Genomic DNA, 12,581 nt, shown 5'->3' with positions numbered 1-12,581 from the left:
ATGCACCATGGGAGCGTTTGGTTCCCGAAAAAATCGAAAAAGGATTGAGACATGGCAACGGGTGACCTGAGTCAGGCCATTGGGACAGCGCTTCCTTATCTTCGTCGGTACGCGCGGGCGCTGACTGGCAGCCAAAGCACCGGCGACAACTATGCGGCCGCCACGCTGGAGGCGATCCTCGCCGACCGCAGCGCTGCCTCCGAAGCGTCCTCGCCAAAGGTCGGGATGTTCAAGGTTTTCCACGGCATATGGGTCAGCACCGGGGCGCCGGTGGTGGATGAGAACGAGGCCGCCGCCGCCAAGGCGCAGGCGCGTCTGTCAAAGCTGACCACCAACAGCCGCGAAGCACTACTGCTGCATTCGATCGAGGAATTCGAGCTGCCCGAAGTGGGCGAGATCATGCAGATCGACACCGCAGAAGCCGAACAGCTGGTGACGCTTGCCCGTCAGGAAATGGCCGATGCCGTGACCGGGCGCGTGCTGATCATCGAGGACGAGGCGATCATCGCCATGGACCTTGAAAGCATCGTCTCCGAACTGGGCCACAAGGTGACCGGCGTTGCCCGCACCCGCGCCGCCGCGGTCGAGCTTGCGGCCAAGGAGACCCCCGATCTTGTTCTCGCCGACATTCAGCTGGCAGACAATTCCTCGGGCATCGACGCGGTGAACGACATCCTCAAGGCGCTCGGCGACCGGCCGGTGATCTTCATCACCGCCTTCCCCGAACGGCTGCTGACCGGTGAACGCCCGGAACCGGCCTTCCTGATCTCCAAGCCCTATTCCGAAGATCAGGTGCGCTCGGCGGTCAGTCAGGCGATGTTCTTCTCGTCAACCGAGACGCTGAGGGCCTGAGCCAGACGACGCGACAGCGCCGCGCCTCCGAAAGGAGTCGCGGCGTTTGCCTGCGCAAGATCGCAGGCCCGGCCTATTGGCTGGCAATGTTCTCTGGCGGCGGATCGTTGGCCAGTTCATCGGACGAGGTCAGCATGTCAGTTAGTACCAGCCCGGCAAGGGCAAGCAGAACTGCGAACACGATGCCCGCCACCCGATCAAGACGGCTTAGGTCGCTGATCGTGGCGTTTTCCGTGGAAAACTGGTCGCTTGGCACCCTTTCGGGCGTCACGGTGCTGGCTTGGCAGGGCATGGCACCATGGGGGAGGTCTTGGGTATTCGGGGACATCTGGCAGCTCGATGCTGGACTGTGAAGACAGGTACTTGGCGCAACACGGATGTGATGCGCCTTTCCGATGCTATTGTCTTTCAGAATCTTGAAGAGAGACACAACATGCGCAGCATTCTGCCCATGCTGAACGAAATATGCCACATCCGGGCCGGAAACCCCGCCTGCCGGAGGCGCCGATGCGCCCCCGGCGGCCGCCGCGCTGGCCTGTTTTCCCGTGAGTGGCTGCCGATCTTTCGGCGGGGACGTCGCGGCGGGGTGTGTCATCACTCGGTGGGTGCGGTCACGGGCGGCGCATCGGGCACGACGCTGTTGTCGGCCGGTGCCATAGCAGGCGGCGCGCCGCCGGCGTCATCGTCGCCAAGGCTGCCGATGCCGATGGCAAGCCCTGCCACCACAAGGGCGGCCACGATCCAGCCGACCACCCCACCCCGGCCCTTGCGGGCCTCGGGCGGGCGGGCGGGCGTGTCATTTTCGACCTGTGCGCGATAGGCATCGGAAACGTTCTTGCGTTCATCGAAATAGGCCATGTCGTTTCTCCTCTTGTCAGGTTGGTCTTGGATGTGCCGGCTGTGTCCGGCGCTTGTACAAAGCTAACCACGAAAGACGCCGTCGGTATCCCTGTATCGCCGCAGGCTCCCGTGTCCGGCGAGCGCCCGCCCAAATCGCCCTGCCGCATGGGCGCCGCTCCGCCGCGCCGCGTTGCGGCATGGGCGGAACCGGCGAAACCTTGCGCAAATCACCGCCATCAAGCGCCCTTTCCGCCGATGGCGCGGGCACTGGACCAATCTTTGCGCCGCGCCTATAACGCCGCCCATGATGGGCCGTACCGAGATCCTCATTCGAATTACCTGCCCGGCGCTCTGATCACACGAGCCGCCGGGACAAGGCGTATGCAAGCCGCGCGCCGCACACACCCAATCGCAGACTTCCAGACCCCGGGACCGCAAATCATGTGCGCCGACACCACCGACACCTCCGCCGTGCCTGACTACAAAGACACGCTGAACCTTCCGAAAACCGACTTTCCGATGCGCGCTGGCCTGCCCAAGCGCGAGCCGGAATGGCTTGCCCGCTGGGAGAAGCTCGGCATCTACGACCGCCTGCGCGAAAAAGCCGCCGGGCGCACGCCGTTCACCCTGCACGACGGCCCGCCCTATGCGAATGGCCACCTGCATATCGGCCACGCGCTGAACAAGACGATCAAGGACATGATCGTGCGCTCCCACCAGATGATGGGGCACGAGGCGCGCTATGTTCCGGGCTGGGATTGCCACGGTCTTCCCATCGAATGGAAGATCGAAGAGCAGTACCGCAAGAAGGGTAAGAACAAGGACGACGTTCCGGTTGTCGATTTCCGGCAGGAATGCCGCAAGTTCGCCGAGGGCTGGATCGACATCCAGCGCGAGGAATTCAAGCGCCTTGGCATCACCGGTAACTGGGCCGATCCTTACCTGACGATGAACTTCCACGCCGAACGCGTCATCGCCGAGGAATTCATGAAATTCCTGATGACCGGCACGCTGTATCAGGGATCGAAACCCGTGATGTGGTCGCCGGTCGAAAAGACCGCGCTGGCCGAGGCCGAGATCGAATACCACGACCACCAGAGCCACACGATCTGGGTGCCGTTCAAGGTGGTCTCCGATGGCCCGCTCAAGGATTACAAGGCGGTGATCTGGACGACGACCCCCTGGACCATCCCGTCCAACAAGGCCGTCGCCTACAACCCCAAAGTGTCCTACGGCGCCTACGAGATCACCGGCCGCCCGGAGGAATGCTGGTGCCGGATCGGCGAGCGCTACCTTCTGGCAGACGCGCTGGCCGAGGACACGCTTGGCAAGGCGCGGCTCGAGCCGGGCATGTATCGTCGTCTTCATGACGTGAGCGCCGAGGATCTCGCTGGGCTGGTCATGGCGCACCCCTTCGCCGGGATCGACGGCGCGGATGGCTTCTGGGATTACGACGTGCCGATGATCGACGGCGATCATGTCACCGACGACGCGGGCACCGGCTTTGTGCACACCGCGCCCAGCCACGGCGCCGATGACTACGAATGCTTCGTCAAGCGCAACTGGATCGACCGGATGACCCACAACGTTGGCGAGGAGTCCGAATTCCTGCCGCATGTGCCGTTCTTCGCCGGGCTTCAGGTGTTCGACCGCAAGGGCAAGGAAGGCAAGGCCAACTCCGCCGTCATCGCCAAGCTGGTCGAGGCGGGCGGCATCATCGCGCGTGGCCGGGTGAAACATTCCTACCCGCATTCGTGGCGCTCCAAGGCGCCGGTGATCTTCCGCAACACGCCGCAATGGTTCGCCAGCATCGACCGCGCCGTGGGCGACGGGCAGGATCAATACGGCACCACCATCCGCGAACGCGCGCTGCATTCCATCGACAACCTAGTAAAGTTCACGCCGCAGACCGGGCGCAACCGGCTGTATTCGATGATCGAAACCCGGCCCGACTGGGTGCTGTCACGCCAGCGGGCGTGGGGCGTGCCGCTCACCTGTTTCGTCAAGAAAGACACCCTGCCCACCGACCCCGATTTCCTGCTGCGCGATGCGTCGGTCAACGCCCGCATCGCCGAGGCGTTCGAGGCCGAGGGCGCGGATGCGTGGTACAAGGACGGTGCCAAGGAACGGTTCATCGGTGATGCCGCCAACCCCGACGACTACGATCAGGTGTTCGACGTGCTGGATGTGTGGTTCGATTCCGGTTCGACCCACGCCTTTGTGCTGCGCGACCGGCCCGACGGCACGGCGGATGGCATCGCAGATGTCTATATGGAGGGCACCGACCAGCATCGCGGCTGGTTCCATTCCTCGATGCTTCAGGGCTGTGGCACCATGGGCCGCGCGCCCTATCGCAACGTGGTGACGCATGGCTTCACGCTGGACGAGAAGGGCAACAAGATGTCCAAATCGCTCGGCAACACCATCGCCCCCGAGGACGTGGTGAAACAATACGGCGCCGACATCCTGCGCCTGTGGGTGGCGCAGGCCGATTACACCGCCGATCAGCGCATCGGGCCGGAGATCCTCAAGGGCACCGCCGACGGCTACCGCCGCCTGCGTAACACCCTGCGCTTCATGCTGGGCGCGCTGGGGCATTTCACCGAAGCCGACCGGGTGGATGCGAAAGACATGCCCGAGCTGGAACAATGGGTGCTGCACCGGCTTGCCGAGCTCGACACGCAGGTGCGCGAGGGCTACCGCAGCTTTGACTTCCAGAAGGTGTTCAGCGCGGTGTTCCACTTCTGCACCATTGATCTGTCGGCGGTGTATTTCGACATCCGCAAGGATGCGCTCTATTGCGATGGCGACACCGCGCGCCGCCGCGCCGCGCGTACGGTGATGGACCTGCTGTTCCACCGCCTTGTCACATGGCTTGCCCCGGTGCTGCCCTTCACCATGGAAGACGTCTGGCTCGACCGCTTCCCCGGCGATGACAGCTCGGTGCATCTGCAGGACTTCCCCGAAACGCCGGGCGACTGGCTGAACCCGGCGCTGGCCGACAAATGGGCCAAGGTGCGCGCCGCCCGCCGCGTCGTCACCGCCGCGCTGGAAATCCAGCGCACGGACAAGGTCATCGGCGCCTCGCTTGAGGCGGCGCCGGTGGTGCATGTCGAGGATGCCGCCATGCTAGAGGCGCTCAAATCGGTTGCCTTCGAGGATCTGTGCATCACCTCGGCAATCACCCTGACCGCCGATCCAGCCCCGGCCGAGGCGTTCCGCATGGCGGAAGTTCCCGGCGTCGGTGTGGTGTTCGAAAAGGCGAGCGGCCAGAAATGCCAGCGCTGCTGGAAGATCCTGCCGGATGTGGGCTGCCACACGCACCCCGCGACCTGTGCACGCTGCGACGACGCCCTAAGCTGATCGCCCAACAAACATGCAGCCGCGGCGAAGATTTGCCGCGGTTGCCCCGATTTGCACCGTTGACGCGCAAAAGAGCTTGCCGACGTGCCCCCGGCCAAGGCAAGATTAACGCTATCCGGCAACGGCGCCGGAGACCCACTTTTGGGAAAATGAGCAAGGCTGCTCGATCCGTCGCCAAACCGCGACGTGTCGGCGGCTTTTTTTGTGTTTGGACCCCTGCATCGGAGCCATGATCATGACTCGCAAGACTGGCCATATCGCCCTTGTCGGCGCCGGACCCGGCGCGCTCGATCTGCTGACCCTGCGCGCCCATAGCCGCATCAAGGATGCGGATGTGGTGCTGTACGACCGCCTTGTCGATCCAGCGATCGTCGATTTGGCCCGGACCGGAGCCGAGCGGATTTATGTCGGCAAGGAGGTCGGGCGCTGCGCATGGCCGCAGGGGCGCATCGACCGGCTGATCGTTGCCAAGGCGAAACTGGGCCTGCGCGTGGTGCGGCTGAAATCCGGCGATCCGTCGGTGTTCGGACGCGCCTGCGAAGAGATCGCCGCCGCCCGCGCCGCCGGTATCGAGGTCGAGATCGTTCCCGGTGTCACCGCCGCCTCGGCCGCTGCCGCCTCGATCGCCACGCCGTTGACCGAACGCGGCGAGACCGACAGCCTCATCCTGACCACCGGCACCGCGCGCCCCGGCGATGCTGCGCCCGACCGCGCGCGGCTGGCCTATCCCGGCACCTCGATGGCGTTCTACATGGCGGTGCAGCGCGCGGCCGAGGTGCAGGCCGATCTGCTCGCCGCCGGGGCCCCCGCCGCCTGCCCCGTCGACATCGTCGAGCGCGCCAGCACGCCAAGCGAGCGGCATGTGCAGACCACGCTGGGCCAGCTGTCGCAAAGCATCGCGGAACAGGGCGTGCAGAATCCGGCGATCCTGTTCATCCGCTACCCCAAGTCGCTGGCGGCCGCCCTGTCGGGCGCGGCGCGCATTATCGCCGCCTGACAGCGCAACCATTGGCAGCGGCGCGCAGCGCAGGATTGATTTGCGCCGCGCAACAGCCGATCTTTTTGGCAGCCATTGCCTGCGGAGGCCCCAATGTCGCTGTTCGCCGATCTGCTGTCCACCGTCTTTGAACGCCGCGCCCTGATCGGGCCGATCTTGCGGCGCGACCCGCGCAGCACCGAGGCGCTGGTCAGAGACCTTGCCGCCGCCACCTCGGAAACCGCGCAGCTGTGGCTTGCAACGCGCATCCTGCAGCGCTTTGCCGAAATGGACGACGCCGCGAAGCTGGCGTTCTTCCACCACCTCGCCGAGACCTACACGCTGAACATTCCCGCCCTGCGCGCGGCGCTCGACGGGTTCGAATCCGATCCCTCGGGCCGCAGCTACCGTGCCGTCACCGCCGCCTGCGAACCGCCCCGGATGGAGCTTATGCGCCGCTTCAACGCCGTGCCCGGCGCCACCGAAATGCTGGTGCGCATGCGCGCCGACCTGCTGCGGCTGGGCGCGGGCGATGCGACGCTTCAGCAACTGGATGTCGATATGCGCCACCTGCTGCGCAGCTGGTTCAACCGCGGCTTTCTGGTGCTGCGCCCGATCAGCTGGGAAAGCCCGGCGCATATCCTTGAAAAGATCATCGCCTACGAGGCGGTCCACGCCATTCACAGCTGGTCCGACCTGCGCCGCCGCCTGCAACCGACCGACCGGCGCTGTTTCGCGTTTTTCCACCCCGCGATGCCCGACGAGCCGCTGATCTTTGTCGAGGTGGCGCTGACCAAGGGCATTCCCGGCTCGATCCAGCGGCTATTGGCCGAAGACCGCGCCCCGATGCCGCCCGAAGACGCCGATACCGCAGTGTTCTATTCGATCTCGAATTGTCAGCCGGGGCTGGCGGGGATCTCGTTCGGCAATTCGCTGATCAAGCAGGTGGTCGGCGATATCAGCTCCGCGCTGCCCGGGCTGAAGACCTTTGTCACGCTCTCGCCGATCCCGGGACTGATGCGCTGGCTCGCCGCGCAATCCATCGCTTGCGATGCGCAGGATGACAGGGCCATGGCAATGCTCGCCGCGCATTACCTGCTGAACGCCAAACGCCCCGACGGCCAACCGGTCGATCCGGTCGCGCGCTTTCACCTTGGCAACGGCGCGCGGATTCAGGCGGTGCACCCGGGCGCAGATCTGTCGGAAAACGGGCTGAGGCAATCCGGCGGGGTGATGGTCAACTACCTTTACGATTTGTCCAAATTCGAGAGATACCACGACGCTTACGCCGAAACCCGTGAGGTCAAGGCGGCGCAACCGGTGCGCGCGCAGGCGGCGGGGTTCGAAAAGCGTATCATGGCCTGATATGCGCCTTACGCAAGGCTTTTGCGATAAGCTATGCGTTTTAGGAATACCCGTTCTGCTGGTCCCATCGACATCTGGTCGCCGCCGGGCATAACTGCGTAAATACTGCGCAGCATATGAGCGCAGTCCGGCCTTGACACGACAGAATATGTCGCAAGGCCGTAGCCCGGAGGAGCCATGACCCTGCACGCCCGCATCCAGAACCCCGACTTCCGCAGCAAGATCATGAGCGCCGAAGACGCCGCCGCCCTGATCCACAATGGCATGACCGTCGGCATGAGCGGCTTTACCGGCTCGGGCTATCCCAAATCGGTGCCCACCGCGCTGGCCGCGCGGATCGAGGCTGCCCATGCCGCTGGCGATCCCTTCCGGGTCAAGGTCTGGACGGGGGCCTCGACCGGGCCGGAACTGGACGGCGCGCTGGCCAAGGCCGACGGCATCGAACTGCGCCTGCCCTATAACTCCGACCCGATCGCCCGGGAAAAGATCAACTCTGGCGAGATGAACTATTTCGACATGCATCTAAGTCAGGTCGCGCCGATGGCGTGGCAGGGCTTTCTTGGCCCGCTCGACGTGGCGGTGGTCGAGATTTCCGGCATCACCGCCGAGGGCGCGCTGATCCCGTCGTCGTCGATCGGCAACAACAAGACGTGGCTCGACCGGGCCGACAGGGTGATCCTTGAACTTAACCGCTGGCAATCTGGCGCGCTGAACGGGATGCACGACATCTACTACGGCACGGCGCTGCCGCCGCACCGGGTGCCGATCCCGCTGGTCCGTCCTGATGATCGCATCGGGCAGCCGCATTTCACGGTCGATCCGGCCAAGGTGGTCGCCGTGGTCGAAACCGATGCGCCCGACCGCAACCTGCCCTTCGCCAAGCCCGACGCGGTGGCCAATGCCATCGCCGGCCACCTGCTGGAGTTCTTCGCCCACGAAGTCGCGCAAGGCCGCCTGCCCGCCAATCTGCTGCCGCTGCAATCGGGCGTGGGCAATGTGACAAACGCCGTGCTCTCGGGGCTGATGGACGCCCCTTACCACGACATGACCGCCTATACCGAGGTCATTCAGGACGGCATGCTCGACCTGCTGGATGCGGGCAAGCTGCGCATGGCATCGGCCACGGCGTTTTCGCTGTCGCCCGACGCGGCAGAGCGGTTCAACAACGACGCCGCGCGCTATGCCAGAAAGCTGATCCTGCGCCCGCAGGAGATCTCCAACCACCCCGAACTGGTGCGCCGACTGGGCTGCATCGCGATGAACGGGCTGATCGAGGCCGACATCTACGGCAACGTCAATTCAACCCAGGTCATGGGCTCGCGCATCCAGAATGGCATCGGCGGCTCGGGGGATTTCGCCCGCAACGCCTATGTGTCGATCTTCATGACGCCGTCGATTGCCAAGGGCGGCAATATCTCGGCCATCGTGCCGCAGGCGTCGCATGTGGATCACATCGCGCAGGACGTGCATGTGATCGTCACCGAACAGGGACTGGCCGATCTGCGCGGCCTTGCGCCCAAGCAACGCACGCAGCTGATCATCGAGCGCTGCGCCCACCCCGATTACCGCGATGCGCTCCATGATTACTACGCCCGCGCGCTGAGCGGCAGCTTTGGCAAACACGCGCCCTCGCTGCCGGGTGAGGCGCTGAGCTGGCACCAGCGCTTCATCGACACTGGTACGATGCGTTAAAGCGCACCCTTGGTCGAGGGGATCGCATCAAGCTTGCGCGGGTCGGGTTCCACCGCCTCGCGCAAGGCGCGGGCGACGGCTTTGAACGTTGCCTCGACGATGTGGTGGGAATTGAACCCGTGCAGCATGTCGATGTGCAGCGTGATGCCGCCATGGGTCGACAGCGCCTGAAAGAACTCGCGCGCCAGCTCGGTGTCGAAGGTGCCGATCTTCTGGGTTGGAATCTCGACGTTCCAGATGAAGAACGGCCGCGCCGACAGATCGAGCGCGCAGCGAATCTGCGCATCATCCATCGCCAGCAGACAGGCGCCATAGCGCCGGATGCCGCGCTTGTCGCCAAGCGCGCGGCTCAGCGCCTGCCCCAGCGCGATGCCGGTATCCTCGACCGTGTGGTGATCATCGATGTGGGTATCGCCCTTGGCGCGCACCGTCATATCGATCAGCGAATGCCGCGACAGCTGGTCGAGCATATGATCGAAAAACCCGACCCCGGTCTGCATGTCATACGCGCCCGAGCCGTCAAGATCGACGCTGACTTCGATCTCGGTCTCGGCGGTGTTGCGGGCGATGCTGGCCTTACGCATGTCGGGTCTCCTGATCTGTCGCGCCCCTGTGTCGGCGCGCCGCCTGATTTGCGCCCGCTTATAGGCGCGCGCCCTGCCCCCGCCAAGGACATCTTGCCGGGGCCAGCGCCCCGTGCCAGTTTGCCCCGCAAAGGAGATTGCCATGACCACCTGCGTTTTCGTCCAGATCCGCTGCACCCCCGGCACGCCCTATCAGGTCGCCGAACAGATCGCGCTCAAGGAACTCCATTCCGAGCTGTATTCCACCTCGGGCGACTGGGATCTGCTGGTCAAGCTGTACATCCCTGAGGGTCAGGACATCGGCCATTTCATCAACGAAGAGCTGGTGTCCGGCGTGCCGGGCATCGAACGCACGCTGACCACGCTGACCTTCAAGGCGTTCTAGTCTGGCTTTCTGATCGCCTTGCGCGCGGCCTCCAGCCCGGCCTGAAACCCCTCGGCATCGCCATAATCGAGAAACTGGGCATAGCGCGCATGTGGCGCACGCACCCGCGCGGCGTGCTTGATCGGGCACCAGAACGCCTCGGTCCGCGAGGCGATCTCGGTCACGTAGGACAGCAGCCCGTTGCAATAGCCGCAGAACATGCAGTTCAGTTTCTGCACGGCGTTCAGATAGGCAAGATGCTGGCGGTCGATGCGGATGTGATCGCCCCGGCGCACCCGGGGGATGCCATAGGCGCGAAAGCACACCGCCTGATAGACCGTGACGAAGGCATCGAGCAGCACGAAGGGCACGATCAGCGCATAGATGAACGGTGCGGTGAGGATATGCCAGAGCGGCGCGCGGACCAGAAAGGTCGCAAGCCCGATGCGGGCGTCCCGCTGGACGCGGCGGGCCTCGGCCTCAAAGCGCACGCGGCCCTTTTCCAGCCGGTAGCGAAACGCCTCGCGGCGCTGCGCGATCTCGTCTTCAAGCTCGTCGTAGAGCGCATCGATATGCGCGAGGATCTGCTCGATGCGCGTGGTCATGGCGGCCTCCGTCTTGCGCGGTCACGATAGCCGCGCAAGGCGCCTCGCTCAATACAGGCGTTCCGGTCAGACCGCGCCTTCTGCGATCCGCAGCGCCTTTGCGCAGTCCGGTTCGCTCATTGAGCGACAGACCTCCTCGATTTCGGATAGGGCCGTCAGCCCATTGAGGCACATCTCGGTCATGTCGTGATGATCGCGGCGCCATGGGCCGGCATCCTCTTGCAGCGTCGCAGCCGAGACCCGACCGAACAGTTGTTGCAGAACCGCCTCCATCTCGGGGGCAAGGCCGCTGCCCAGGCGGCGGATCCGCTCTTCGAGGTCAGCGCGCCGAGCGATGCTTTCGCCGCGCCTGACGCGGATCACCCGCCGTTCGAACGAAGTCGCCACCGCCCTGAGGATGGCGTCGAGCCCCAGCTCTTCCTTGACAAGATAATCGTCGCAACCGTTGCGCATTGCCTCGATCACCACGTCGTGGTGATCGACGCTGGTGACCATGATCGCGATCGCAGCGCGCTGAAGAGGGTGCGCGCGCAGCGCCGCAAGCGCCTCCTGCCCACTGTCGATCCCAAGCCGGTAATCGAGAAAGGCGATGTCAAAGCGGCGCGTGTCCATCGCCGCCCTCATCTTCGACAGGCTCTCTGCCTCGTGGAAGTCAAATCCCAGACCGGCCTTTCGGCACATCCTGATGAGCCGGAACCGGTCGGCGTCGTCATCATCCACGATCAGGGCCTGAGGAACGCCGCGTTCCTCCCCATGGCACCCGTATTCGGCTATCTGCATCGCTTCTGCGGTCTCCTCGTGTCACGCGCTTCACGATCAGAGCCTAGACCGGGGCGCGTGAACACAAGCTTAACGCGGGAACAACCCCCGAGGACCCATCGCAACAATCGGCGCGGGCTTGATCGGCCTGCGCGCAAACAGGCTGCCCGGCGCCCGCCACGGCACTGCAAAACACCCGCCAGTTATCGGCATGAGCGCAGCCCGTCGGCCACAGGTGCTAGTGCGATGGCACAGCCCGACAACCCCTAAGAACACAGCACAAGTGCGGCGCGTGATGGTGTCGCAGGGCCTTGGCCGCGGCGCGGGTCATCCCCATCTATATCAAACAAGGAGGAAGAGATCATGATCAAGCTCATGACACAGATGGGTGCCACGCCGATGGAGGTCAGGCTTTCGGGCAAGATCACCGACGACGATTACGAAGACGTGCTGACCCCCGCGCTGGACGCCGCGATCGAGGCCAATGACAGGGTGCGCATACTGGCCATCATCGCCGATGATTTCGAGGGCTACGAGTTTGACGCGATGCTCGAGGATGCGCGGCTCGGGCTGCGCCACTGGAACGGGTTCGACCGCGTGGCGATGGTCTGCGGCCTGCGCAGCATCAATATGCTCGTGCGGGGGTTTTCGGCGCTATACCCCTGCCCGGTTGCGATCTTCGCCCCCGGCGAGGAAGACGACGCCCGCCGCTGGCTGCGCGAATCTCTTGGGGCGCTGCATCAGGAGGATCTGGGCGACGGCGTGCTCAAGGTCTCGCTGCTGGGCAAGCTCGACGCTGCGGCCTATGACGGCGAGGCAGAGGATATGAACGCCTTCATCCGCCGCAATGACCGTTTCCGCCTGCTTCTCGACCTGCGCGATTTCGATGGCTGGCAGGGGCTTGCGGCGCTGGACGCCCATCTGGGGATGATCCGCGATCATCGCCAGCTTGTTGATCGGGCGGCGATCGTCGCAGATGCCGCCTGGATGCGGCTCGCTGCACGGGTCGGGCGCAGGCTGCTGGGGGTCGACGCCCAAGTCTATCCGTCCGATGCGTTCGAGACCGCGAAGGCGGATCTTCTGGCCTGATCCTCTTCGGCCCGGCTTGCAGGGTCAGCGGATCTGTAGGGGCGCGCCCGGCGACTTGCCTCGCATCGGCCCAGCTAGGGTCAGGATGCATT

Annotated in this window: 12 protein-coding genes; 7 read left to right on the top strand and 5 right to left on the bottom strand. The window is 64.6% G+C overall.

Annotated elements, in window-relative coordinates; translation table 11 throughout:
* Positions 1–51: 51 nt before the first annotated feature.
* Positions 52–852 (top strand): response regulator, encoded by an 801-nt coding sequence (locus KO516_RS19365; RefSeq protein ID WP_216005440.1) that lies wholly within the window; start codon positions 52–54, stop codon positions 850–852.
* Between the two features lie 73 nt (positions 853–925).
* On the opposite strand, the gene KO516_RS19360 is transcribed toward KO516_RS19365, so the two are convergent.
* Together KO516_RS19360 and KO516_RS19355 are read right to left on the bottom strand one after the other, a co-directional pair.
* Positions 926–1,180 (bottom strand): hypothetical protein, encoded by a 255-nt coding sequence (locus KO516_RS19360; RefSeq protein WP_216005439.1) that lies wholly within the window; start codon positions 1,178–1,180, stop codon positions 926–928.
* 266 nt (positions 1,181–1,446) lie between these two features.
* Positions 1,447–1,710, bottom strand: coding sequence for a hypothetical protein (locus tag KO516_RS19355; protein WP_216005438.1), 264 nt, complete (start codon positions 1,708–1,710; stop codon positions 1,447–1,449).
* A 423-nt stretch (positions 1,711–2,133) separates the two neighbouring features.
* Between KO516_RS19355 and ileS the strand changes: the two genes are divergently transcribed.
* From ileS to KO516_RS19335, 4 genes are all read left to right on the top strand, one after another.
* Entirely contained in the window at positions 2,134–5,055 is a 2,922-nt protein-coding gene (gene ileS / locus KO516_RS19350) for an isoleucine--tRNA ligase (protein ID WP_216005437.1), read from the top strand.
* 235 nt (positions 5,056–5,290) lie between these two features.
* The gene (gene cobA / locus KO516_RS19345; RefSeq protein WP_252737721.1) at positions 5,291–6,052 is read left to right on the top strand and encodes a uroporphyrinogen-III C-methyltransferase; all 762 of its coding nucleotides are present in this window, start codon (positions 5,291–5,293) and stop codon (positions 6,050–6,052) included.
* A gap of 93 nt (positions 6,053–6,145) precedes the next feature.
* Positions 6,146–7,396, top strand: coding sequence for a malonyl-CoA decarboxylase (locus KO516_RS19340; protein ID WP_216005435.1), 1,251 nt, complete (start codon positions 6,146–6,148; stop codon positions 7,394–7,396).
* 177 nt (positions 7,397–7,573) lie between these two features.
* Positions 7,574–9,088, top strand: a complete 1,515-nt coding sequence (locus KO516_RS19335) for an acetyl-CoA hydrolase/transferase family protein (RefSeq protein WP_216005434.1) — start codon at positions 7,574–7,576, stop codon at positions 9,086–9,088.
* Here the strand turns inward: KO516_RS19335 and hisB are convergent.
* On the bottom strand, positions 9,085–9,672 hold the full coding sequence (hisB, locus tag KO516_RS19330; protein ID WP_216005433.1) for an imidazoleglycerol-phosphate dehydratase HisB: 588 nt from the start codon (positions 9,670–9,672) through the stop codon (positions 9,085–9,087). The genes KO516_RS19335 and hisB overlap by 4 nt on opposite strands.
* A 142-nt stretch (positions 9,673–9,814) precedes the next feature.
* On the opposite strand from hisB, the gene KO516_RS19325 reads away from it, so the two are divergent.
* Positions 9,815–10,057 carry an Lrp/AsnC family transcriptional regulator gene (locus tag KO516_RS19325; protein WP_216005432.1) on the top strand — a complete coding sequence of 81 codons (243 nt, stop codon included), beginning with the start codon at positions 9,815–9,817 and terminating at the stop codon, positions 10,055–10,057.
* On the opposite strand, the gene KO516_RS19320 is transcribed toward KO516_RS19325, so the two are convergent.
* Positions 10,054–10,641, bottom strand: a complete 588-nt coding sequence (locus KO516_RS19320; RefSeq protein WP_216005431.1) for a hypothetical protein — start codon at positions 10,639–10,641, stop codon at positions 10,054–10,056. The two genes, KO516_RS19325 and KO516_RS19320, sit on opposite strands and share 4 nt — an antisense overlap.
* Before the next feature lie 66 nt (positions 10,642–10,707).
* On the bottom strand, positions 10,708–11,421 hold the full coding sequence (locus KO516_RS19315; RefSeq protein ID WP_216005430.1) for a response regulator: 714 nt from the start codon (positions 11,419–11,421) through the stop codon (positions 10,708–10,710).
* A 342-nt stretch (positions 11,422–11,763) separates the two neighbouring features.
* On the opposite strand from KO516_RS19315, the gene KO516_RS19310 reads away from it, so the two are divergent.
* Positions 11,764–12,489, top strand: a complete 726-nt coding sequence (locus KO516_RS19310) for an STAS/SEC14 domain-containing protein (protein WP_216005429.1) — start codon at positions 11,764–11,766, stop codon at positions 12,487–12,489.
* Positions 12,490–12,581 lie beyond the last annotated feature (92 nt).

The organism is Citreicella sp. C3M06 (genome assembly GCF_018860705.1).
Taxonomy (GTDB): Bacteria; Pseudomonadota; Alphaproteobacteria; order Rhodobacterales; family Rhodobacteraceae; genus Salipiger.
The sequence above is the reverse complement of the archived record's forward strand: the minus strand, read 5'-3'. Positions and strand labels throughout refer to the sequence as shown.